23 protein-coding genes are annotated in these 24,999 nt (G+C 43.9%); 10 read left to right on the top strand and 13 right to left on the bottom strand.

What is annotated here, in order from left to right; translation table 11 throughout:
* Positions 1-14: 14 nt before the first annotated feature.
* The 10 genes from O4M77_RS01890 to O4M77_RS01845 all read right to left on the bottom strand — a co-directional run bounded on the left by O4M77_RS01890 (position 15) and on the right by O4M77_RS01845 (position 11,055).
* Positions 15-2,003: an ATP-dependent helicase gene (locus O4M77_RS01890; RefSeq protein WP_323713747.1), complete on the bottom strand. Its 1,989-nt coding sequence runs from the start codon at positions 2,001-2,003 to the stop codon at positions 15-17.
* 274 nt (positions 2,004-2,277) lie between these two features.
* On the bottom strand, positions 2,278-3,423 hold the full coding sequence (locus O4M77_RS01885) for a glycerate kinase (protein WP_323713746.1): 1,146 nt from the start codon (positions 3,421-3,423) through the stop codon (positions 2,278-2,280).
* 123 nt (positions 3,424-3,546) lie between these two features.
* Positions 3,547-4,119 carry an HdeD family acid-resistance protein gene (locus tag O4M77_RS01880; protein WP_323713745.1) on the bottom strand — a complete coding sequence of 191 codons (573 nt, stop codon included), beginning with the start codon at positions 4,117-4,119 and terminating at the stop codon, positions 3,547-3,549.
* A gap of 125 nt (positions 4,120-4,244) precedes the next feature.
* Positions 4,245-5,003: a hypothetical protein gene (locus O4M77_RS01875; protein WP_159123624.1), complete on the bottom strand. Its 759-nt coding sequence runs from the start codon at positions 5,001-5,003 to the stop codon at positions 4,245-4,247.
* Positions 5,004-5,035: 32 nt separating this feature from the next.
* The gene (locus O4M77_RS01870) at positions 5,036-5,233 is read right to left on the bottom strand and encodes a hypothetical protein (protein ID WP_159123625.1); all 198 of its coding nucleotides are present in this window, start codon (positions 5,231-5,233) and stop codon (positions 5,036-5,038) included.
* Between the two features lie 124 nt (positions 5,234-5,357).
* The gene (gene topA, locus O4M77_RS01865) at positions 5,358-8,000 is read right to left on the bottom strand and encodes a type I DNA topoisomerase (RefSeq protein WP_005232311.1); all 2,643 of its coding nucleotides are present in this window, start codon (positions 7,998-8,000) and stop codon (positions 5,358-5,360) included.
* Positions 8,001-8,031: 31 nt separating this feature from the next.
* Entirely contained in the window at positions 8,032-8,481 is a 450-nt protein-coding gene (locus tag O4M77_RS01860) for an ammonium transporter (protein ID WP_179993121.1), read from the bottom strand.
* 71 nt (positions 8,482-8,552) lie between these two features.
* A complete protein-coding gene (locus O4M77_RS01855; RefSeq protein ID WP_323713744.1) occupies positions 8,553-9,563 on the bottom strand; it encodes a PIN domain-containing protein in 1,011 nt (336 codons plus the stop codon).
* A gap of 19 nt (positions 9,564-9,582) precedes the next feature.
* The gene (locus O4M77_RS01850; protein ID WP_323713743.1) at positions 9,583-10,584 is read right to left on the bottom strand and encodes a hypothetical protein; all 1,002 of its coding nucleotides are present in this window, start codon (positions 10,582-10,584) and stop codon (positions 9,583-9,585) included.
* A gap of 225 nt (positions 10,585-10,809) precedes the next feature.
* Positions 10,810-11,055, bottom strand: a complete 246-nt coding sequence (locus O4M77_RS01845; protein ID WP_004781873.1) for a SlyX family protein — start codon at positions 11,053-11,055, stop codon at positions 10,810-10,812.
* Between the two features lie 39 nt (positions 11,056-11,094).
* Between O4M77_RS01845 and O4M77_RS01840 the strand changes: the two genes are divergently transcribed.
* Together O4M77_RS01840 and O4M77_RS01835 are read left to right on the top strand one after the other, a co-directional pair.
* Positions 11,095-13,002 (top strand): ATP-binding cassette domain-containing protein, encoded by a 1,908-nt coding sequence (locus O4M77_RS01840; protein WP_180137817.1) that lies wholly within the window; start codon positions 11,095-11,097, stop codon positions 13,000-13,002.
* A 123-nt stretch (positions 13,003-13,125) separates the two neighbouring features.
* Positions 13,126-14,061, top strand: coding sequence for a lauroyl acyltransferase (locus O4M77_RS01835; protein ID WP_323713742.1), 936 nt, complete (start codon positions 13,126-13,128; stop codon positions 14,059-14,061).
* A 40-nt stretch (positions 14,062-14,101) separates the two neighbouring features.
* Here O4M77_RS01835 and O4M77_RS01830 read toward each other — a convergent pair whose 3' ends face one another.
* The gene (locus O4M77_RS01830; RefSeq protein WP_159123632.1) at positions 14,102-14,509 is read right to left on the bottom strand and encodes a GNAT family N-acetyltransferase; all 408 of its coding nucleotides are present in this window, start codon (positions 14,507-14,509) and stop codon (positions 14,102-14,104) included.
* Between the two features lie 336 nt (positions 14,510-14,845).
* Positions 14,846-15,976, bottom strand: coding sequence for an endonuclease/exonuclease/phosphatase family protein (locus tag O4M77_RS01825; protein ID WP_323713741.1), 1,131 nt, complete (start codon positions 15,974-15,976; stop codon positions 14,846-14,848).
* Between the two features lie 188 nt (positions 15,977-16,164).
* Here O4M77_RS01825 and asd point away from each other — a divergent pair, with 188 nt between their 5' ends.
* From asd to truA, 5 genes are all read left to right on the top strand, one after another.
* Positions 16,165-17,283: an aspartate-semialdehyde dehydrogenase gene (asd, locus tag O4M77_RS01820; protein WP_323713740.1), complete on the top strand. Its 1,119-nt coding sequence runs from the start codon at positions 16,165-16,167 to the stop codon at positions 17,281-17,283.
* A 138-nt stretch (positions 17,284-17,421) separates the two neighbouring features.
* Positions 17,422-19,026 carry a hypothetical protein gene (locus O4M77_RS01815; protein WP_323713739.1) on the top strand — a complete coding sequence of 535 codons (1,605 nt, stop codon included), beginning with the start codon at positions 17,422-17,424 and terminating at the stop codon, positions 19,024-19,026.
* A 65-nt stretch (positions 19,027-19,091) separates the two neighbouring features.
* Positions 19,092-20,399 carry a fimbrial protein FimV gene (locus tag O4M77_RS01810; RefSeq protein WP_323713738.1) on the top strand — a complete coding sequence of 436 codons (1,308 nt, stop codon included), beginning with the start codon at positions 19,092-19,094 and terminating at the stop codon, positions 20,397-20,399.
* 47 nt (positions 20,400-20,446) lie between these two features.
* Entirely contained in the window at positions 20,447-21,418 is a 972-nt protein-coding gene (locus O4M77_RS01805; RefSeq protein ID WP_180053346.1) for an asparaginase domain-containing protein, read from the top strand.
* Between the two features lie 18 nt (positions 21,419-21,436).
* Positions 21,437-22,234 (top strand): tRNA pseudouridine(38-40) synthase TruA, encoded by a 798-nt coding sequence (gene truA / locus O4M77_RS01800; RefSeq protein ID WP_323713737.1) that lies wholly within the window; start codon positions 21,437-21,439, stop codon positions 22,232-22,234.
* 127 nt (positions 22,235-22,361) lie between these two features.
* Here truA and O4M77_RS01795 read toward each other — a convergent pair whose 3' ends face one another.
* Positions 22,362-23,369 (bottom strand): AraC family transcriptional regulator, encoded by a 1,008-nt coding sequence (locus tag O4M77_RS01795; protein WP_004781856.1) that lies wholly within the window; start codon positions 23,367-23,369, stop codon positions 22,362-22,364.
* Positions 23,370-23,600: 231 nt separating this feature from the next.
* Here O4M77_RS01795 and infA point away from each other — a divergent pair, with 231 nt between their 5' ends.
* From infA to O4M77_RS01780, 3 genes are all read left to right on the top strand, one after another.
* Complete coding sequence (infA, locus tag O4M77_RS01790; protein WP_001284370.1) at positions 23,601-23,822, top strand: translation initiation factor IF-1; 222 nt, start codon at positions 23,601-23,603, stop codon at positions 23,820-23,822.
* 134 nt (positions 23,823-23,956) lie between these two features.
* On the top strand, positions 23,957-24,352 hold the full coding sequence (locus O4M77_RS01785) for a hypothetical protein (protein ID WP_323713736.1): 396 nt from the start codon (positions 23,957-23,959) through the stop codon (positions 24,350-24,352).
* A gap of 206 nt (positions 24,353-24,558) precedes the next feature.
* Positions 24,559-24,972, top strand: a complete 414-nt coding sequence (locus O4M77_RS01780) for a hypothetical protein (protein WP_166136213.1) — start codon at positions 24,559-24,561, stop codon at positions 24,970-24,972.
* Positions 24,973-24,999: the final 27 nt, after the last annotated feature.

The raw sequence follows: 24,999 nt of genomic DNA, 5'->3' as shown, positions 1-24,999 counted from the left end.
CCAGAAGGGATAGTTTAATCGAGATCAATCCCAAAATCTAAATTAATCGACTGGCGCTCAATTAAAGCACTTTTCACAGTCTGTTGACGGGTTTTGTAATGAGTTTCTGTGACACATAAATTGCGGGTCAAATCATTGAGAAAATAGCTTTCAATTTTACGCCCCTGCTCATCTACCGTTTCACGCGCCCAGTGATTCAGGTTTTGCTTGGTCAGAATCAGTTCATTCTGTGCACGAGTCAGCGCCACATACAATACACGCCGCTCTTCCTCGACATCATCAAAATCCCCTTGTGCCCGTGCATGCGGATATTGTCCCGGCGTAACATTAGCCACATAACAGACTTTCTGTTCCGTACCCTTGGCCGAGTGAATGGTAATGAGGGTCACCACATCCGTATCCGACTGGCGTTCAATTTCGGAAATAGAGACCGGATCGAGCACATACTCTTCCAGAAACTCACTCACTTGAGCATGCTTGGAAGCCAGCTGTTTTACCAATTCAAAATCTCCCTGACGGCGATTCCAGTCTTTTTTATAGTTCTCGGCCAGTTGTGCTTCAATGGCTTGGACTGCCAGACCAACACAGGCCTGTACTTCGGTTTTGAGTACCGCCATTTGCTTCATAATCAGAATGGTTTCCAGTGGAATCTTGCCAAATTTTTTTAGCTTGTCGGCAATGATATCGATCTCTGGCTCAGCTAAAAGCTGCTGAGACAGCTTACTCGCCCCGACATCACCCACACCATTCCATAAGGTCAAAAAGCGCATCCAGGCAATATCATCCAGAGGATTCGCCACCACACGCAACAGGCTGAGCAGATCTTTTACATGTGCAGTTTCTAAGAGTTTCATCCCGCCGATGAATCGATACGGAACATTGGCCGCGATACAGGCTGCTTCAATATGTCGCGCTGCATAACTGGAACGTACCAGCACCATGTGATCGGACCATTTGCTGCCTTGCAAGTAATGCCGCTCTTTTATATCAATCGCGATCCATTTAGCTTCATCAAACTCGTTCGGGAAAATATGCATCTTTGGCTTGATGCCTTCACCGCGATGCGCATCCAGCCGCTTGTCATATTTAATTTCGGACTGATCTAATAGCCAGTTGGATAGATCCAGAATTTCCTGCGTAGAACGGTAATTCTTTTCTAGTTTAAAAATCTGGGCATCAGGAACACGCTCTTTGAAATGATGAATATTTTCAAAATCGGCACCACGGAAACCATAAATCGACTGGGCATCATCCCCAACACAGAACAGGCTAATCTGATCTTTCAGCGGTTCGAGTAATGCCCATTGCAATGGATTGGTATCCTGCATTTCATCCACCAGCATATGCCGACAGATCGAAGCCACATAGTCCACCAGACCTTCGGACTGTGCCAAAGCAGTCGCTACCACAGCGAGGATATCATCATAATCCAGAAAACTACGCGCACGCTTACGCGCTTCATATTCTTTCATGATGTCGGCAATCTGGTCTTTCAGCGCCAGATATTCCGGCATCTGTTTCTCCAAAGCCAGACTCAGTTTTTGCCGGGTATTCCGCGCAAAGGAATATAGGTCACAGAGTTCCTGTGGCTTCGGCAGGTAATTCGGATTTTTCTTGTCATCACGCCCGCGAATCAGGCGGAACATCATCAGCTGATCATCACGGTCAATAATTGAAAACTGTTCAAGACCAAAAGCCTTTGGAATCCGGCGCAGCAGATACATACAGAAGGTATGAAACGTAGATGCACGTAAGCCTTTGGCCTGTTCACCGAGTGCCAGTTCCACCCGTGCCACGATTTCACTCGCCGCACGACGAGTAAAGGTCAGAATCTGAATCTGATTCGCTGGTACGCCCTGATCAATCAGATAAGCTGCACGCGCCACGATAGTTTTGGTCTTGCCACAGCCTGCCCCAGCCAAAACCAAACTGTGCTTTGCTTCTGTTGTCGCAGCTTGCTTTTGTTGCGGATTCAGTTCATCAATCAGGGAGGCTAAACTCATGGTCACTCATCAATTTGTGGATAGGTGTAGTTTAACAGAGCTGTTCCTAGAAAACGTATCCTCAATATTCTAGAAAGCATTTGATTCCGGCCAGGCGGCATGGATGCCGCCGTTATTCAGTGATGCAGGGATGCATCATCTGAATAACACTGGAGTTTGGTTACTTTGCTCCGTCAAAGTAACAATGTACCTACGTAACCCGCACGCATAAGTTTACTAAACCGTAAATGAGGTCGTGCATTAAGCTAAGTTAGCTCATAAAAATTTATCTATCTTATTGTTCAAACTTTGTTTTAATTTCTTTCATAACACGAGCACACGCTTGCTCTAGGTTTTGCTCAGCATTTTTTAATGCTTCTTCCAATAAACAACCTGGTGGATTAATCCCGACAATCTGACTAAATCCAGCCTCATACAGCGACTCAATCCCCTCACCGACCAAACCTGCAAAAGCAATTACCGGTTTATTCAATTGCTGGGCGACCTGAGCCACACCAAATGGTGTTTTTCCTAAAGCAGTCTGATGATCAATCTTGCCCTCGCCAGTGAAAACATAATCTACATTCGCAATTTTTTGTGCCAGTTTATTCTGTTCCATAATTAACGCTACACCGGATTGCAGCTTTGCTCCTGCAAACGCCATTAACCCAAAACCTAACCCACCGGCTGCCCCTGCGCCGGGAAGGTTTTTAGAAGAAATATCTAAGCTTGTTTCAACCAGATCAGCAAAATGTCTTAGATTTCGATCCAGCTGCTGTACCATTTCCGATGTTGCACCTTTCTGCGGCCCAAAGATCACTGAAGCACCATTCGGTCCACACAATGGATTATTCACATCTGAAGCAATCAGGATTTCTGTATTTTTTAAACGAGTATCGAGTTGGGAAAAATCAATTTGATCAATCTGATCCAGATTACCACCACAGACCTGAATTGATTCTCCCGCAGTATTTAAGAATCGAGCTCCTAAAGCCTGAGCCATTCCAGCACCACCGTCATTGGTAACACTACCACCAAGCCCGATAATGATTTTCTTTACGCCAAGCTCCAGTGCCTGTTTGATCATTTCCCCTGTGCCATAAGTCGAGGTGAGCATGGGATTACGCCGAGCAGGTTCGAGCAGATGAATCCCATTGGCTTTCGCCATTTCAATCACTGCGGTCTGACCAGCATCAACCAGGCCAAAGTAAGTTTCGATCGACTGACTGGCTAATGGCCCAGTGACTTGGCACGTTACTCGTTCACCCTTTAGGCTTGAGATTAATGCATCCACAGTTCCCTCACCACCATCTGCCATGGGTAAAGTAATACAATTTGCATCCGGAAAGACCTGCAAAATACCACGCTGCATCGCCTGACAAGCCTGCTCGGCAGTCATACTTTCCTTAAAAGAATCTGGAGCTAGAACAAAGGTTTTCATGAATATGATCGGCCGCGTTATAGGTTTTATACTAATTTGAAATGCATACCCATCTTACAGGCAAAGCTGAACATGCCAATAAAAAAGAGCGCTGATTCGCGCTCTTTTTTATACTGGTCTTACTTAAAGATCTGCGGAGCTTTTTGGCACACGATGCTTGATATAGGAAGCCAAAGTCAGATAGTTAATCCCCTGAAACAAAATATCGATTGCCAGAAAAGCACCTAGAACCCAGAACGGTGCATTCGGTGACAATAGAATCAGGATACCTGTAGCTAAAGTTAAAATCCCGGAAAATAAAGTCCAGCCCCAGCCACGGAATGCTTTAAAGATAAAAGCATTGAAGATGCGAATTATTCCCGCCGCAAGCAAAGCAATCGCAAGCAGATTGGTCAGTACAATCGCAGTTTTCGCTGGCGTGCTAAAGGCATAATAGCCCGCAATAAAATAGATAATACCGAATAGCAGCCAGAGCCAGCGAAATGCCCCATCGAAGATTTTAATCCCGGCGATCAGATGAACCACCCCACCTATCATCATCAGGACCCCAAACAGGAATACGATGGATAAGGTGGCAAAAGGCAGCGACGTTAACAGTACGATTCCAAATAACACTAATAAGGTACCTAGGCCTAAATACCATTTACGGTTTTCATGCAATTGATGCCGAACCAGATCATTTCCAACAGTCTTCATATTCTTCTCAAATTATTAGCTATGACTTTGATTATGCTCTTAAATCATGGAGAAATTTGTTAGAAATTTACTGAGTTTATCTATAAAAATAGTAAGTTATGCCGGTTTATTCAGCACTTTGTTAATTATTTTTTCCAGCCAAGTTCAATCGCCGTGATTTCATTAATCAGGGTCTGATTTAAAGATTCCGGCATTTTACTGGTACTTTGCGATACCGGAATGTGCCCTGCCATCAGCTCAGCTTTGGTTTGGGGAAATAAAGGCTGCTGATTGGGATTGGCATAACCCACTGGGTATATCGGCTGGCCTGTGGCGAGATCATATTTATCTGAAGCGCCAAAGGCATGCAGTAATTCATGCACTAGGACAATCTTATTCTGGTCAGACTGTCTGCTTGAAGCAAATAGATTGACTGAACCGATTCGGCCTTTTTGCAGAGCCGTTGAATGTTTTAATTGCTGGGTGTGTGCAGGATCATAATAATTTAAAAAGAGAGTAACATTCGATGAAGGATCTGAACCTTGCTGCTGTTGCCAGGCATAGAAACGGAATTTCAGACTCCATAAAATATTGCCAAGTAAGGAGGCCTGCTCCGGCACTTTAGGCGGCAATTCTTTAAGTTCACGCCCCAGATTAAAATAAAAATAAGTGGGCTGTCCACGGTACTGCTGGGCCGCTTTTTCCAGATATTCTTGTGTTCCTTTTAGATCCTGAGCAGACAATTGCTGGATATATTGCTGTGTGGTCGCCAATCCATCTGCATTGATCGGATGCAACAGAACAAAGATTGGTTTGTTCCAGTCCTGATTCTGATCTCGATAAGCATTTACTGCCACCACAAACAAAATCATCAATAAAATCAGGATTCGGATTTTTTTCCACATATGAACATGCCAATAGAGAGTTAATTTAAATGTTATTTTTGTTTCGTTTTTTGATCTTCAGAGCGCAGATATAAAACACAGCTCAAACTAACCAGTGACATAATAATCACCAGAATCATCAGCATTCCCCGATCCATAGGAATACCCATTTCATTAATCTTTCCAAGCATGAAATAGAGGATAGATCCTAATCCAATACTTAAGAACAGGAATTTATCTAGCCAAGTCATGCATGATTCCTATTTTAATCTTTTATTATTTAACGCCTAGAATATCCTAGAACTGTGTTGATCAAAAATACTTAGTCATAAAAAAATGCCGACTTTCGTCAGCATTTTCTTGATGTCTTATAGCTTAGGCCTCAACCCATTTGCCATCCTGATAGACCAGCGACCATTTGGTTTGCTTGCCTTCAGGGGTTTCCGAACCAATATATTGAGACTGGTTCTTACGGCTGAATTTCACCAAGGTTGGATTTCCTTCAGGATCCACATCTGGTGCCTGCAAAATAAACTGATATTTTGGATCTAGCTGATCCGCTACAGTACGCAGTTCTGCAACCTTCGGTGCGCGAGTTTCACGGACTTTCGGGAACTTGCTCGCGGCCAGGAACAGACCGGCGGCACCATCACGCAGAACAAAGAAGTCATCATGCTTGGTTGAACGTAAGTGTTCCATCTTGATCGGATCAACACGCGGAGGCGCAGGTTGACCATTCTTCAAGACTTTACGGGTATTCTCACAGCTGGTACAGGCAAAATATGGACCAAAACGGCCAGTTTTCAGCTGCATTTCACCATCACATTTATCACATGGAATGGTTGGGCCATCATAACCCTTAATCTTGAATTCGCCTTCTTCCAGCTCATAACCTGTACAGTCCGGGTTATTACCACAGATATGCAGTTTACGGCCGCCATCAATCACATAGCTGTCCATTGCAGTGCCACAGACTGGACAACGTTTTTTCGACATCAGGTCAGCAGTTTCTGCTGCATCATCATCAGACAGTGCTGCCAGAGATTCAACCGGAGTCAGGTTCAATGTACCTTTACAACGTTCTTTCGGTGGCAAGTTATAACCCGAACAGCCCAGGAATACACCCGTTGTTCCGGTACGGATCTGCATCGGACGGTCACATTCTTTACAGTGTACAGCTTCAACTTCTACAGGCTGATTGCGGCGCATGCCGTTTTCACCCTGAGCATTGGTCAGACGTTTTTTGAAGTCACCATAGAAGCTATCTAACAGATCTTTCCAGTTACGCTCACCATCTGCCACTTTATCCAGCTGACCTTCAAGGTCTGCAGTAAAGTCATAATTCATCAGGTTATTGAAGCTTTCATCCAGACGATCGGTGACGATCTCACCCATCTTCTCAGCAAAGAGACGACGGTTCTCCAGTTTTACGTAACCACGATCCTGAATGGTCGAGATAATGGCAGCATAAGTCGAAGGACGACCAATACCTTTTTTCTCAAGCTCTTTTACCAATGATGCTTCAGTAAAACGTGCCGGTGGTTTGGTAAAATGTTGAGATGGATCTAGTTTTTCCAGCTTCAGCACTTCACCAACTTTCACAGCAGGCAACAGTACATCATCATCAGATTTGTTCTGGCCACGAACTTTGGTGAAACCATCAAATACCAGAGTACGACCTTTGGCTTTCAGTTCAACACCATTCGCATCCACTAAAATAGTCGATGATAAATATTCTGCTGGTGTCATCTGACAAGCTACAAATTGACGCCAGATCAGGTCATACAGACGCTGTGCATCACGTTCCACTCCAGCCAGACTATCGCCTTTCAATGCCACATTGGATGGACGAATGGCCTCATGGGCTTCCTGCGCACCAGCTTTATTACCATAACGGTTCGGCTTGGCTGGCAGATATTTCTCGCCATATTCAGACTCGATATGACCACGCACCATATTGACTGCATCATCACTCAGGAAGGTGGAGTCAGTACGCATATAGGTAATGAAACCAGCTTCATACAGGCGCTGTGCCAGCATCATGGTTTTCTTTACCGAGAAACCTAGACGGGTACTTGCGGCCTGTTGCAAGGTAGACGTGATATACGGCGCACTTGGATTCACCTTGGTCGGCTTATCTTCACGGCTAATAACTTTATATTCAGCGTCTTTAATCAGATTCAGTAAAGCATCTGTTTCAGCTTTATTATGCAGCTTTAAAGTCTTGCCATTTTGCTTGACCGCTTCCAGACGAATATCATCTTTCTTGGATTTGGTATCTGCAAAAACCTGCCAGTATTCTTCAGGAATGAACTTACGAATTTCACGTTCGCGTTCCACGACCAGCTTTACAGCGACAGACTGTACACGCCCCGCAGACAGACCACGGGCAATTTTTTCCCATAGCAGTGGCGAAATCATGAAGCCGACGACACGATCCAGGAAACGGCGTGCCTGCTGGGCATTGACCTTATTGGTATCTAGACGTGAGGGCTGTTTAAACGCTTCCTGAATGGCATTTTTGGTAATTTCGTTAAAGACCACACGTTGATAGCGTGAATCATCGCCGCCGATCACTTCTTTTAAATGCCAGGCAATCGCTTCCCCTTCACGGTCCAAATCCGTTGCGAGATACACTTCATCGACTTGCGATGCCAGTTTTTTCAGTTCAGCGACTACGCCTTCCTTGCCCGGAAGGACTTCATATTTGGCTTTCCAGTCATGTTCTGGATCGACACCCATCCGGTTAATCAACGCCTGCTGTGATTTTTCCGCTTTTTCTGCTTCAGTCAGCTTGGTTCGGGTCACCGGTTTTTTCTCTGCAGTTTTCGCAGAGCCGCCCGTTGGCAAGTCACGCACATGACCCACCGAGGATTTCACGATGTAGTTTGAACCGAGATACTTGTTGATTGTTTTCGCTTTTGCAGGCGACTCCACAATCACCAAGGCACGTTTACTTCCAGCGTCGGAAGACTTCGCCGTGCTGCTTTTTGATGTGGACCGAGGAGCGTTCGCCATATTAACCGTTTAATCCTGTTTATTTCTAAAATTAAAGTTCAGCCAAAGAATGTAATAGTGCCTTGATGTCATCAAGTTGTGTGGCTCTAAGATCAGATTCTTCATCCCAATAGAGTCCTACACAGTTTGCCTGCATATCAATAGCATAAATGCCCTTTAATGCAATGGGAAAATCTTTAAATTTGTCATCCCCATACACCAGTTCAAGTTTGTTATCAACCACGCGGGCACGCATCAGCGGTAAACGGGCATCTGGAAGCAGCACACTATAATAGGCCACCATACTGGCACGACTTTCAGTCGCCTTGGGAATGTTGGTCCAGTCCGGTGCAACCACCAGACGTGGATGTAAGCCCATCTTGCGGGCTTTATCACGCATAAGTCCTAATGCCTTTTCTCTAGGACTCACACGCAGACCAAAAATAGACCCCAGTACGAAAACGATGATGACAACTGCCACCCAGATTCCGGTATTTTCCATAGTTCAACCTTTATGTTCTTATATTAGATTTGCATAAGCCCGCTATAAAAGGCAAGCACCGCTGGATAAATTTAATTTCCCAGCAGCTGCGGACTATAAATAATTTCCCGTTTATTTAACTGTATTAGCTGATGTTTGATGAGTAAATCGAGTGATTCTCGTACCTCTTCCTTAGGCACGCATCGCTCTAGTAACGCCTCGAAACTGGCAATAAATTTAGGCCGACGTTCTGCAAAAACATTGAGATAAGGCATCAGGCGCAGACGTAAATGACTTAATTTTCTTTCAGTCACTTCATCTTGAGTTTCGACGGTTTCGACGGTTTCGACGGTTTCGACGGTTTCGACGGTTTCGACGGTTTCGACGGTTTCGACGGTTTCGACGGTTTCGACGGTTTCGACGGTTTCGACGGTTTCGACGGTTTCGACGGTTTCGACGGTAGCTAAATGCTGTTTATAAAATTTTTCAATTGCTGCAGTCTGATATTGAAGCTTACCAGACTGATTTTTAATAATTTTTATTCTAATTAATTCATCTACTAAAAGCTGAGCATATTTTTCTTCCACTTTTAAATTGGCTTTAAGCGAGTTGATTAAAGTTTCTACTTTTGCAGGCTTAGAAAAGTTACTTCTCACTAAATTGGAGCAGTATTGAAAAATCAGTTTTTGAATGTCTATTTCTGCTTTTATTTGCTGAGCAATATTTGGATTGACTAATGGTTTAGCTGAAATAACTTTAGCCTGAAATTTCGCAATTTTAAGTAAGTCCGCCACATATTCCATAGAAAAGTCATTCGACATAATCTCGAAGCAAACTTCAGAGCTTTTATATTGGGTAGAAAGCTGTCCAGCAATAAAACATAGGCCAAAATCAGCAGCGTCTTTACCTATTTTAGGCATCTTCAGGACTTTTAGTTTTCCTGCACTGATTGCAGGTGCAAGCCTGACGACACCATCCAGACTAAACCCCATGGGCGTTTTGGCATAGACCAGATAAACATATTGATATTGGGCAAGATATTGAAGGAGCTCTGTTTCAGTTTTAGGTAAGTTTTCAATATCCAATAACAGTATTTTTTTCATATGCCCTCATGAGATTATTCTAATTTAGAAACATCTCATGACTATATAACATTTCGTGACCATTCCAATAAATATATCCTTTTTCAATCAACTCTTTAAGTAAAAGACGGACATCGGATTTTGGAAATAACTGCTCGAGCAAATCACGTAATTCATAAATATCTTTAGGCTTATTTCCCTGTAATTCGCGCAGCTTGCGTGCAACTTCGAGCTGTACCGGATCAATTTTATTAAAGTTTTTGAACAGGCCTTGCTGGGCAGACTGGATTAGAGATTGAGCAGGTTCAACAACAGGCTCTTCAGGATTAAGCTTCGAGATCACCTGATTCAAAGCTGGTTTTTCAATGGGTACATGTTCATTGAGATCCAGCTGCACCCACTGTTTCAGCACTTTTTTACGGAAACTGATTTGCTCGTCATAACGTTTGACTATTTTCAGATTAATCAGCATGCCAACTACATGCTGGGCTTTGCCTGGTAAAACTTGCAGAATATTGGTGACAGAATTTTTTAAGGTTTCGAGCGTGGTCGGTTTACCACTCATCTTGCCGAGCGCATCACAATATTTTTTCACCAGCTGCAAAGCCGGTTTAGCTTTAATGGCTTCAATACTTGGCAACTGGATTTTGGGTTTATCTTGAGTCTCTGTTGATGCATCCTCTGGCAACACCTGAATCAGGCTGCAATCAATATCTGAAGCCTGTAGCATCTGCATTAGCATTTCACTGCTATCCATCGCAGAGATCAGCTCGACCTGAGTATCTGCTTCCAGCAAAGCCATCAACTGGCCCACAATCACGGCATATTCATATTCCTTATGCTCTGCTTCCGGGACATCCAGAATGATAATTTGTCCACTGCTGATCCAGCTCGCCAACTCAGTCAGTTCTTCTAGAGCAAACTCGAATTTTCCGGCACAGTTAAACAAATACAAGGTCGGATAATGTTCAACAATGTCACGTAACAGTTTGGCTGTAGGAAAGTTATTTTCGAGATCAAGAAGGACAACTTTTTGGCGCATAAGGCAAGATTAAAAACTGAGCTAGAAAAATACTATTAGAGTAGGAAGTGTGTGAAAGGTCAAATAGTTTCCTCCTTCCATGACGATATTTAGATTTTAAAGATCATCTTGGACGAAGTAAAAGTGGCGACTTGGTTTAGGTTTATCGAGCTTCACCTACTTAAAAGAAAACCCTCACGACTGGAGGGCTTTCTTTTTGTTTTCTTTTTAAAAATTATTTGTAAATTAATAATGCGGTGGACGGTTGGTGACCGGATCAAAAGCATCAATCCCTTCGGACAAATCTGCAGACTCAACACGTTGATATAACAACTGCATTTGTTTTTTTAAATCGGCAATTTCCAGATTCTGGCGAGTGACCTGCTGATTCAGCTGTTCAACTAAATCATCTAAAAATGCAATTCGCACTTGCAAATCTTCAATGGGTGCGGAAAATGACGCCTGATCATTTAGATTTTGTTGTTTAGTCATTTTAAGTCCTCATTTGGGATTTCAGGAAACATTAACATTATGGCCTATATTACTTTAAGGGATGTCCAACTGGCATTTGGCGGACCTGCCTTGCTCGACGGCGCCAACTTTAATTTGGAACGCGGTGAACGAGTATGTTTGATTGGCCGTAATGGTGAGGGTAAGTCTACCTTACTTAAACTGATTGAAGGAAGTTTACTCCCGGATAGTGGTGAAGTTTCGTTACAAAATGGCATCACCATTTCCATGCTGGCCCAAGACGTGCCAATGGATTCCGGCAAGGTTGCAGATATTGTTGCCGACGGCGCTGGTGAAGCTTCAGAAGTGTTGCGTGCCTATCATGAAGCCAGTGAAGCCTGTGTGCTGGGCGATATGGAAGCCTGTGATCGCATGGGACATTTGCAGCATCAGATGGATCAGCTGGATGGCTGGGCTTTGGAAACTAAGGTCAACTCAATCCTGAGTAAAATGGGACTGGATCCTGAAGCGGATCTGGCCGATTTATCCGGTGGTCGTAAACGCCGTGTCCTGTTGGCACGTGCCCTGCTCACCCAACCTGATGTGCTGTTACTCGACGAACCGACCAACCATCTGGATGTCGAAAGTATCGAGTGGCTGGAAAAATTCCTGCTCGAGCAGAACAACCTGACCTTACTGTTTATTTCGCATGACCGTGCCTTTGTGGACAGTATTGCGACCCGTATTGTCGAGCTGGACCGTGGTATTTTGCGTAGCTATGAAGGCAACTATTCACGTTACCTCGACCTGAAAGCTCAGCAGCTGGAAGCAGAAGAAAAACAGAATGCCCTGTTCGAGAAAAAACTGGCTGAAGAAGAAGCCTGGATTCGTCAAGGTATTAAAGCGCGCCGTACCCGTAACGAAGGTCGTGTTCGTGCTCTGAAAGAATTGCGTGAAGAGTCTAAAGCACGCCGCTTCCAGCAAGGCAAAGTCAACATGTCGACTCAGGAAGCACAGCGTTCAGGTAAAGTGGTGTTCGAGATTGAACATCTGAGCGTGAAGTTTAGTGACAATGCACCGATCATCAATGACTTCTCGGCGCTGGTAATGCGTGGTGACCGTATTGGTCTGGTGGGTGATAATGGTGTCGGTAAAACCACACTGATCAAAGCCATTCTGGGAGAAATCGAGCATGGCGGTACAGTCAAAACCGGGACCCAGCTGGAAATTGCGTATTTTGACCAGCTACGTAATGTGCTGGATCTGGAAAAATCAGTTAAAGATAACGTTTCGGAAGGTTCAGATCATGTCGATGTGAATGGCCAACGTCGTCATATCTATAGCTATCTGCAAGACTTCCTGTTCTCGCCAGAACGTGCACGTACGCCAGTTAAAGCTCTATCTGGCGGTGAACGTAACCGTATTCTGCTGGCTAAGCTGTTACTGAAACCATCAAACCTGATCGTGATGGACGAACCGACCAACGATCTGGATATGGTGACATTGGAACTACTGGAAGAAATGCTAGCTGAATACAAAGGCACTCTGCTACTGATCTCGCATGACCGTGCCTTTATGGACAACGTCGTCACATCGACCTGGGTCTTTGATGGCAAAGGCAATATTGATGAATATGTCGGTGGTTATCAAGATTATCTGGAGCAACGTCCAGATCAGACTGTGGTTGACCAGAAAATGGCAGTCAAAAAAGCTCAGGCCAAAGCCGAAGCAGCGGCTACACCTGTAGCACCTGCGCCAAAGAAAAAACTCAGCTACAAAGATCAGCGTGAACTGGAAATGTTACCGGCTGAAATTGAAGCACTGGAAAAAGAACAAGCTGAACTTTCCGATAAACTGGCGGATGGCTCGTGGTTTGTCACAGATGCCGCAGCAGCGACCAAAGCATCTGAACGTTTAGGCGAAATTGATGAGATTTTGCTGGAAAAAATGGAACGTTGGGACCAACTGGAAAATATGACCAAAGGCTAATCTTTAAATCGCCTAGTCACTAAGCATCTGTATTCGTACAGGTGCTTTTTTATTTTACAGTTTTTTATTTCAAAAAGCTCTTCTGCTACACTGCTGACATCTTTGATTTCAAATATTGAATTTATGAGTCGAACGCCAGAATACAAACCCGGTGAATTTCAATGGTCATTCCTGTTGCCGCAATACTGGGGCATCTGGGTGGGTATTGTATTTGTGATGATTCTGGCTATCTTACCTTGGGCAATTCAGCATCGTCTGGCACGTCTACTCGGCCAGATGGCATTTAAATATTTGAAATCTCGCCGTGAAACCACGCTTCGCAATCTGGAAGTTTGTTTCCCTGAATGGTCAGCTCAAGAAGTTCAGGACAATGCTCGTATGGTCTTTATTGACCAGATGCTCGGTGTATTTGAGACCTTGAATGCCTGGTACTGTCCAAAATGGTTTAAAGGCCGGGTACAGATTGAAGGGCTGGAACATATCCAGCAGGCTCAGGCAGAAGGTAAAGGGGCTTTATTGCTCGGTACCCACTCGACTTTGCTGGATGCTGGTGGTTATTTATGTGCACAGTATTTTGAGCCGGATGTGGTGTATCGACCACAAAATAATCCCTTGCTCGATATGCTGATTTACCGCTGCCGTGCCACCATTTATGCCAACCAGATTGACCATGATGATATGCGCGGTCTGGTGCGTAACCTGAAAAATGGCCATGCTATCTGGTACAGTCCGGATCAGGATTTTGGTTTAAAACAGGGTGTGATGGCACCCTTTTTTGGAGTACCTGCAGCCACAGTCACTGCACATCGTCGCTTACTCAAAATGACCAAAGCCGCTGCCATTCCACTCTATTTTTATCGAACTGGTGATATTAAAGATCCATGCTACTGTGTGTTGATCGAGCCTGCGGTAGAGAACCTGCCAAGTGCGGATGAAGTCGATGATGCAACCCGGGTAAATCTGATTATTGAACGCCAGTTGCGCATTGCACCGACGCAATATATGTGGTTCCACCGTCGCTTTAAGACCCGTCCTGAAGGCTATGATAAAATCTATTAAAAACTAGAAAAAATATGGACGGTATTATTGGCAAGACAACTCAATGATCCGTTCCTTGATAAATCCACATCGCTTCTGTATGTCCTGCACGCTCAAAACCTAGAGCTTTATAAAATTCAGTGGCATGCTGATCAGCCACCAGAATTTTCTGATGAAATCCTGAATAACGTTGCAGCATTTCTTGCATGATCAGACGACCAATAGCCTGTCGCTGCACCTCCGGGTGAACCAATAAATGTGGGAAATACACCACCAGATAACCATCTGAAATCGCATTTCCCAAGCCGACCAGCCGACCGTTGATACGTGCCGTCACCAGACTATGAGAATGCTGCAAAGCCTTTAAAAGCAATTGAGGTTTTTCTGCAGCTGACCATTGATTGACAAGATAGAGCTGCAGCACTTCGAATTCATTGACTGAATCATGATCGGAAATCATAACTTCCATTCAGGTAATATCCATTTTTTAATTTAAATTTTATTTTAATAATCAATTAATTATAATAAAAAAATGAGCCAAAAATAATTTAACCCGGGTTCTACATCCTGTAAAACCCGGGTTAATGAGGTTGTGCTTTCATATGTTATAATTGCTTCTTCGTTGTTGCGATTTCCCTTTCAGCATCATTTCCATGATGTTTTCATTCAGCTTCGTCTTCCTTATGAGAATATCCTTTCTCGACTCCCTGTGCTGATGAGCTTAGAATACGTGGATTCCTCTGTACTGCCCATTCGCAAGAAGCGGAAACTGCTGTAAGCAATATCGTACACTTTTCAGCTAAAACTATAAGAATTTCTCCTCATTCTTATAAGCCATCGTAATCTTATCAGTGACTTTCTTCTCTTCTTTCTCTGCCTTTTCAATTCCTTCCTGAATGGCTTCTTTGGCTTCCTGATCATCCTGATCCGTTTCTTCCAGTTCTTCCTGATGATGCTCAAATACCCGCCCAGTTTGTAAAACCAGATAAACCGGAAAATGATCTGATCCGACGTGTTTTAAACGCTCCATATGCACCAGGGCAAAATCGGTGCTGTGAAACACATGGTCAAGTGACCAGCGCAATAAGGGATAATCGGCATGAAAGGTATTTACATAGCGTCGGCCAACACGCGGATCCAGCAAACCACTAATACGCTGAAATAAACGTGTCGTGCGTGACCAGGCCACATCATTCAGATCTCCCATCACAATGCAGCTTTCATCCAGATCCTTAATCTGGTCCCCTACAATCAGCAATTCCGCATCACGTAAGGTTGAATCTTTGGCTTCAGTTGGGCTTGGTGGTTTCGGATGCAGACAATAAAGCTGTACCGGCTGTCCGGAACGTAACAAGACCTTGGTATGAATCGAGGGAATTTCATCACTCAGAATAAATTTAACCTCGGTTTCACTCAGCTCAAGTTTGCTGTACAGATGCATGCCATACAGATTATCCAAAGGTACAGGTACCCGATAGGGGTAATCTGGCTCAATGACGGCCAGCGCATCCTGCCATGCATGATCGGTTTCCAGCGTTAAGACCAAGTCTGGCTGATGGGTCTGGATCTGTTCAATCAGTAAATGATATTTAGTATTGGTGGTCAGAACATTTGAAACAATCAGGGAAATCTGACGATCCGGATCCAGCTGATCCTGCTTGACCTGCTTGACCTGTTTTTTCCAAACAAAGGTATAAGGCAAGACCATTTTCAGCTGATACGCCAAAGCAGCGATCAGGCCGACAAAAAGCAGCTGATTGAAGGCCGTCCATGGGTAATCGACCAGGAGAAAAAGAACAAAGGCAATGAAGCCCAAAACCAGAATCTGTAAACGTGGAAAATCTGCACCACGAATCCACCATTCATCTCGGGGAATCAGCGACCAGAAACTTAACCAGATGACCACGATTGCCATGATCTGGATAAACCCTACCATAAGATACACTCTTTACTAAGTTATTATTTTTTCTAAAAGAAAAATTGCTTTATCAATTTTGTATGTATCATAAAGCAGATATTTCGCTCAAGAATATTGATGTTTTGATTGTGTAGCTCTTGCAGTCACGTCCCTTTTTGATACACTCGAATCCCTTTTGATTTTTTAACGCACCGAGGCAAAGTGACATGAAAGTAGGTCTGGTCGGTTGGCGCGGGATGGTGGGTTCCGTCCTTATGCAACGTATGGTTGAAGAGAATGATTTTGCTCATTTTGAGCCATTCTATTTTTCTACCAGTAATGCGGGTGGTGAAGCTCCGGCATTTGGTGGTAAGACTGCCCCAGCACTTATGGATGCAACAGACATTAACAGTCTGAAGCAAATGGATGTCATTATTACCTGTCAAGGTGGCGATTACACCACTGAAGTTTTCCCAAAAATCAAAGCTGAAGGCTGGGATGGCTACTGGATTGATGCAGCATCTACCCTGCGTATGGATGATGAAGCAATCATCGTACTTGATCCGGTGAACATGCATGTGATCAAAGACGGTCTGGTCAAAGGCACCAAAACTTTCGTGGGCGGTAACTGTACTGTTTCCCTGATGTTGATGGGCTTAGGTGGTCTATTCCAGAACAATCTGGTGGAATGGGCAACGTCAATGACCTATCAGGCCGCTTCAGGTGCAGGCGCGCAAAACATGCGTGAACTGATCAATGGTATGGGTTATTTATATAACAATACCAAAGAGTTGCTAAATGATCCGCGTTCTCCAATTCTGGATATCGACTCTAGAATTGCTGAATTACAACGTGGTGAAGGCTTCCCGTCTGCAAACTTTGGCGTTCCTTTGGCTGGTTCACTCATTCCTTATATCGACAAGCAACTGGAAAGCGGCCAGTCGAAAGAAGAATGGAAAGGTCAGGTTGAAACCAACAAGATTCTGGGCAACCAGCAGATCGTGCCAATTGATGGTCACTGTGTACGTATCGGCGCAATGCGTTGTCACTCTCAGGCATTAACGCTGAAACTTCGCAAAGACGTTCCACTGGATGAGATCGAAGATATCATTGCAAATGCAAATGACTGGTCTAAAGTTGTGCCAAACACTCGTGAAGCATCAATGACTGACCTAACTCCTGTTGCAGTCACTGGTACATTAACTGTACCTGTTGGTCGTCTGCGTAAACTGAACATGGGTAAAGAATACCTAGGTGCATTCACAGTAGGTGACCAGTTACTTTGGGGTGCTGCAGAACCTTTACGTCGTATGCTGCGCATCTTGATTGACTATAAAAACTCTTAAGTTTCCGTCAGGAAATAAAGCATGAAGCCGATCTTTATTGATCGGCTTTTTTGTGTAACTATTGCGTAAGTATTTTACAAAAAACAAACATCCCGTTAATCTATAATTTTCGCTATGCGATAATGACTGAGCTCACAGATGACTGTATATAACAAATTAAAGCTTGCCATTTTAGCCATTGTTGCTTCACAAAATATCTATGCGATTAATGTAGATTCGGTACAAATCCAGTCTGCACCTGGGGAATTGCTTTATGCGGAAATGAATTTCCATCAATCAGATATTAACTTGCCCATTGAAGTAAGTTTAGCCTCGCCAGAAGACCTGATTTCTATGGGCGCATCGCATCAGCCACCGGGTCATTTGAATTTTTTCACCCGTCGCAACAGTAATGGAACTGGGGTTATTACCATTACCTCCTCGCGCCCGGTTACTGATCGTGAATTAAATATCATTGTTAAAATCAAAGAAGGCAATGCAGCACGCCTACAGCATATCCGTACTGCATTAAGACCTAAAACTGATTTGTTACAGGCCAGCCTGAAACAGACTGAACAGCCCCTCGCGCCTGTCGTAGTCGTGAGTGAAAAAGATATTGCCCTGAACTTACCGGTGAGTACGCGTTATACCAATGCACAATCCAAACCAACCACCCCGTTTGTGGCAGAAAAACCGTTAGCCTTACAAAACACAGTACCTCCTGCATTATCAGCCAGCTCTATCCCTAAAACAGCGTTAGCTGCTGTGACCCATGAGCCGACATCGAGTATTGCAGCTCAAGTCACAAGCCCAACAAAACTTAATACTGAAACTGCGGTAGCAGCGACAAGTCATAGTTCACAGCAAGCTGGCAATGTAAACACTGCGCCAGTGAATACTTCATCCAAAGCAGCTCACGCGACTGCGGCTCAAGCAGATGCAACGTCAAACTTACAGGCTGCAGCTACAAAAATTCAGGCTGAAACAAAACCAGCTGAAATTACAATAGATCCAACAAATAAAAATGCAGCCTCAGCGCAAGTTTCTGCACCGACAAGCACTGAAAACCAGATGGTGTCCAGTGATCCACTTGTCAAAAAATATGCAGAACAACAGGCTCGCAAGCAGGCGGCATCCAGCACTGCACAGGACAAACCAAATTTAGCGACTAAAACTCAGGCACAGCCGGCAGCCATCAAACAAAGCACCTCAACCCAGATCAAGCCGACGTATGTGGTACAGTCAAATGAGTCGCTTTGGGGCATTGCTTCCAGGATTGCCAATGAACAGCAGCGTCCAGTAAGTGAGGTCATGCAGCAGATCAAGCGTGAGAATGAACATGCTTTTATTGGGGGTGATGCTAACCGCTTGCGTAAAGGCGCAGCACTTAATTTAGCGACCGTTCATACTGCGAAAACTCCGATACAGGCCTCAGCAATTAAGTCTGCTCAAGCACCCTCTAAACCTGCTGCAAAAACCAAATATCGCCTGAATGAGGCTGAAATGAGCCTGGTTGCCGAGAGTCAGCGTGATTCCGGCCAGGTTTCTGCCAACTCAAACACAAAAGAAAATCGAACTTCGAAAGAGTTGTCATTAAAAGTTATGACAGCCCGTGAAAAAACCGTTAAATTACAGAGAAACGTAACTGAACTAGAATTGGCACTCAATCAGAAGGATCACAGAATTCAATTATTAAATGCTCGTCTTGCCCAGCTGCAACAACAGCTTAAAGCACAACAGGCAGATAAAAAGCCAATTAATTAAAAAGTTACACATGACGATTTATTGGGATAGGCGAACTTAAGGACTCTATCCCCAAGGGGTAAAACATGCTGATTTATGTGATTCCATTAGTGATATTGATCATCGTATTAATTGTTGTAAAAAAACGACAAGATGCTCAAGAATCAGATAAAGCAAAAACTAAAACTGTAAAAGCGAAAAAACTTGGCGCTGCGTCAAAATCCACCTCCCAAAGAACCAAAGTGGTGGAGCCAGCCGGAGTCGTTAAAAAATCAGCAACGCCTCTATCAGCAGAGACACGCAAAAAAATTGAAGGTCTGGTTCAGGAACGTAATTTCTTTGCTGCTGAAGCGCAAATCAATCAGGCACTGAATCGCGATAATTCTCAACATGAATTGTATTTACTACTGCTCGACATTCATATCCTGCAAAAAGATGAATTTGCGATTTCACAGCTGATTAATCATGTCCGTTCTCTAGGACTGGAAGATATTCTGGCTCAGGCTGAAGTCAAAAAACGTGAATTTGAAAGTGCTACTACAATAGCTCAAGATACAAACAATTTTTCAAACTCAGCAGTAGAAGGTTTTTCTAAGGATGAAAATTCAGTATCTATAGATGCATTTGCAGATTTAACTACCTCTTCCCCCTCAAATGAACTTGCATTTGAACAAATGCAGCAGGAAATTCAACCAAGTAAACCAATTTCTGCAGCCGAATCTGCAACAAATGTTGAGCCTCTAGAGTTTAATTTTGAGCCGGTAAATCCAGTAGCTCAACCAGTTAAGTCAGAAGATATATCTTCAACTCTAGATAACGCTTTAGAATTTGATTTTCAAAATAAAATAACCGAAAATCAGCTTACCTCAACAACAACAGAATCAACGCCTGTTCAAGATTTTAAACTTGAGCTTGAACCATCTGTATCTTTAGAAACAGAATCAGCGCCTGCAACTACAGAAGAAATCCAGCCTTTAGATTTTTCTTTCTCTCTAGACACTCCAACACCTGCAGTGGAAAAAACAGCCGAACCTGCGACTGAGTTTGATCTGTCTAGCCTCGATATTGCAACGCCTGCAACTGAAACACCTGGACTAGATTTCAAACTTGATAATGTCGAAGCTGTAAAAGAAGCTCCTGTTTCTACAGGAGTGAATTTTGAGATTCCGACAGCGCCAGTAACTACAGCAATCGATCAACATGATCCATTGGTGCAGTCTTTCCCTGAGCTGATGGAAGTTAATGAAGCGGACCTTAACCTGGAGCTGGCACAACAATATATCCAGTTAGGCGCTTATGCAGCTGCCCGTGAAGTCATAGCTGAACGTGAAGCTGAATATACAGCAGCACAACGTCAGCAAGCTGATCAGTTGCTGAATCAAATCGCATCTTAATCAATTTCCCTTTACACTAAAGCAGTCAACATTTGGCTGCTTTTTTTATGATGAAAGATATTGCACTGATTTATATGGGCGGCACCTTTGGCTGTGTCGGTGACCCGCTCGCCCCTATGTCTGCCGATTTATTTATTCCAAAACTGGAACAGCTGCTTGCTACGGATCAACCGTTGATTCAGTATTACTGCGCTCCTGTGATTAAGGACAGCAGTGCCTGTACTGCTACAGACTGGTTAGAACTGGTGCAATTTATCCAAAATCTGCAATCTGAACAGCAGATACAACATTTTGTGATTATTCACGGGACAGATACCCTGAGCTATGCCAGCGCAGTATTGGCACATTTTATGGGGAATTCGGCTCATATTGTGCTGACTGGCAGCCAGTATCCCCTCCTGAATGCTGAAGGCGATGCGCAACGCGAATTTAGCGATGCCATGGACAATCTGAGCTTTGCGCTCTCTTCAGTAACTCAGTGTAATGCAGGTGTTTATCTGGCTTTTCATCAGCAACTGATTCATGCTCAAACTGCCTTAAAGCAACATACCACTGAGCTGAATGCCTTTACTGGTCTGGATGCGCATATCGCTATTCAGGCCAACCAGCAAAGTCATCAGGTTACAGCAGACGATATTGCCAAAGCTCTGGATTTTAACTGTATGAGCTTGATGATGCAGCCGATCGATTTAGTTCAACAGTTCAATAATCTGAAAAATATTTTGGCCTATCCTCCGCATTTTCTATTCCTGCAAGGCTTTGGAACCGGCAATCTAGCCGTCAATCCAGAGATCGTAGATTTTATCAATCAGCTCTATGCCAAAGGCTGTATCTCGGTCTTAACTACTCAAGTGCCTTTCGGTGCCACCGATCAGCGTTATGCCATTGCTGAATGGGTGCATGATTGCAAAATTCTACTCAATGAAAGTTATGGCCATGCTGATCTTTATGCAAAAGCCCTAAAAATGTATTTACAATATGACACGGTAGAACAATGGCATGCCCATTGGTACGATTAGTCAGGTTTTGAGGTCATTATGCAGCGTTTTGCGGTGGGAATTGAGTTTTGTGGAACGAATTATCGAGGTTGGCAGACTCAACAACCGGGCGTAATCAGTGTTCAGGAAACCATCGAGAAGGTTCTCAGTAAAATTGCCGATGAACCGATTATTCTGCATGGTGCAGGCCGAACCGATGCCGGCGTGCATGCGACTAATATGGTCGCACATTTTGATACCCATGCCTTGCGCTCTGAGCGAGGCTGGTTAATGGGCTCAAATAGCCAGTTACCTAAGGATATCTCGATCCAATGGATCAAGGAGATGGATGATGGCTTCCATGCACGCTTTAAAGCACAGGCACGCCGTTATCGTTATATTGTCTATAACCATCCGGTACGCCCTGCCTTGCTGCATAAACAGGTCACGCATATTTACTATCCACTTGATGTCGAGAAAATGATTGAGGCAGCTGCAAAATTTGAAGGCACGCATAACTTTGAGAGTTTCCGTGCAGCAGCCTGCCAGTCCAATCAGCCGGTACGTCATGTCCGTCATTGCCGCCTGATCCAGCATGGGCCTTATCTGATTCTAGATATTCAGGCTGATGGCTTCCTGCATCATATGGTGCGAAATATCATGGGCTGTTTGCTGGAAATCGGCCAAGGCATGTATGAGGTTGACCATATTGACCATATTTTTGCAGCAGAAGATCGTAAAGCAGCCGGTGTTACCGCACCACCGGACGGTCTGTATTTTATCCAGGCTGAATATCCAGAGTATTTTGACCTACCCAAAGTACCTTTGGGTCCATACTGGTTAAATATGCCGGAATAAGCTAATTATTTTTAATTTTTAAATCCCTCCTAACCTCCCTTTGAAAAAGGGAGGAACTCTCCTCCTGAGCAAAGCTTAAGCACTGCTTTAAGCTGAAGCGCAAGAAAGGAGGGACTTAGGATGGTAATTAACGCTGCTTGCGCTTCCGATATTCCACCGGCGTTTCATTGGTCCAGCGTTTAAAAGCACGGTAGAAGGTACTTGGTTCCGAGAATCCAGTCAGATAAACAATACGTTCTACACTTTCATTTGTACTCGCCAATAAACGTTTAGCCAGACGACAGCGATAATCAGACAGAATCTGCTGGAAACTGGTATTCGCTTCGCTGAGCTGGGTACGTAAACGACGTGGAGTAATATTCAGTTGAGCGGCTACAGTTTCCAAAGTCGTTTCACCACTTTCTAAAGTAGAACCGATTGCGCGACGCACTTCTCCGACTAAATCGTAACGAGCCAGTTCCTGTAATTTTTCAATCGCCAGCTGTTCATGTAGCTGCAACAGTTCCGGTTCTGCCTGCCAAAGTGGAAAATCCAGAATGCTGGGATCAAAATACAAACGGGTTTCTTTCTGCCCCAAACTTACCGGACATTCATAAACCCGGAAATATTCTTCATCTGCCGCGCCTTTGGAAAAATTAAAATCGATATAGATCGGTTCAAAACGGCCTTCAGTAATAAATTTAAAGAAACGCAACACACCTGACATCGCACATTCGGTAAAGTGACGATTGACCAGACTTTCAGCAAAAGGCTGTTCACCATTGGTCAGATAGCAGCGATCATCTTCGACCACCAGCTTGGCATGAAAGGCATCACTGATCAGACGCTGATAAGCCAGTGCACGTTTCAAGCCTTCACCAAAATTCTCTGATGAAATAAACAGATGCTCAATCACCTGTCCGCGATAGAGTGGCAAATGTTCACCCAGATGCAATCCGATATCCGGGTCCTTACTGACCTCTTCTGCGGCAACCCAGAAGGCATACTGAGCACTAAGCGGAGTACGGTCATTGGTCTCCACCTGATTTAAAGCGACTCCTGCTTTCGTCAGAAGTTCTTCTGTTGGCAAACCTGCACGACGAATCGCCTGATAGCCTAAACGCAATACGACTGATGCATCCGTTAGCTGACTCACTCAAAAACCTTCCTTGTATGTACTTCATTTATACTTAAAAAGATTGAAATTAGATTAACTGTGATTGACCAAACTGACAACAGATACCATACGCTTTTTAGTTAAAAAGTTTAAACTCATACTTCGCTTATTTTACTGACAGATGATCAGTCTAACGCCCGTTACACCTTGTGTTTTGCGAAAAAATTGACTATAATTTGCGCCTTTCCAATTTATTCATTCAGGTAGGCTATGGCCAATAAAGAGGAACTCATCGAGTTCGAAGGCGTTGTCACCGAGACGCTTCCTAATACTATGTTCCGTGTACGTTTAGAAAACGGTCACGAAGTAATTGCCCATATTTCTGGTAAAATGCGTAAACACTATATTCGTATTTTGACTGGCGATAGCGTGAAGGTCGAAATGACACCTTATGATTTGACTAAGGGTCGTATCACATACCGTGCGCGCTAAGTTTTAGCGGAAGCAAAAGCCACTCATCCAGTGGCTTTTTTATTTCTTTTATATTAATTCCCTTGCACATTCCCTATACTGCATTCGAAGATAATAATTTCTATTTTTCCTCTAATAAAAACAGTGAATCATTCATGCAAAAAATCTTGCTTTCTCTGATCCTAGGAATCAGCCTGACTGCCTGCGCCACTATAAATTCGACAAAATCACGACAACTAGATCAGCAACTACAGCAATATATCGGTCAATCTGCAAAGTCAATTCGCAAGGATCTGGATCTAACTGCACTCGGTTTTAAAACCTCAAAAGTACCTCTACAAACGGAAAAACGTCTGAGTTATACCGTACTTCGCACCATTGAACTGCCACTGGGAACACCGGCCATTCAGCAAAGTGTCAGTATAGGTGCTCCTGTACGACTCGCAACTGCACCCGGCCCGGGTTATCAGGTTGAAATGTCCTGTCAGATTCATTTTCAGCTAGAACAAGGGATTGCCCAATCCGTGCAATATAGCGGACGTGCCTGTTAAGATTCATTTTTGCTTTTTATTCATTTTTGCTTTTTATTCATTTTGAGGTGGATATAAGAGCGTTCTAAGTTGTCTTGAATTTGACAGCTACAGCTAACATCTAACTGCCTGATTGATCCTGTCTTGCCTAATAATAAATTACAACAGTTCCTCTCACACTTTGCTACTACACTGTTTTTAAGCGTTCCTTGAGTAGGAGTGATGTGATGTTGTTAAGCAAAGGTACTTCTCTGGTATTGGGCTTGAGCATCCTGTTGCTCGGTCTGTCAGGGTGTGCACAAACACCTAAGATCAGCCAGACTGACCGTGAAACTTATTTACAGCAATTTATTGGGCAGAGTAGCCAGTATATTGATCGCAATTTAGATCTGAAACGTTTGGGTTATCAGCAAATCAGTGAACCTGAGCTCAGCTCCCAACAGCTCAGCTATGTCGTGGAACGTCCTGTGACCGTTCCCTTACCGATTGCCCAGTTTCCGGCAGCAGGTACTGGCACAGTTCCGGTTCCAGTCACTGTGAGTCCTGCATCAGGTTATGATGTGAATTTGCAATGCAAGATTACCTTTTTGCTCAAAGACAATATTGCAACTTCTGTCAGCCTTTCGGGTCGAACCTGTTAATCAAAATCAGTCGTAAAAAACGCAGCT

Origin of the sequence: Acinetobacter sp. YWS30-1 (genome assembly GCF_033558715.1) — a bacterium.
GTDB lineage: Bacteria > Pseudomonadota > Gammaproteobacteria > Pseudomonadales > Moraxellaceae > Acinetobacter.
The sequence above is the reverse complement of the archived record's forward strand: the minus strand, read 5'-3'. Positions and strand labels throughout refer to the sequence as shown.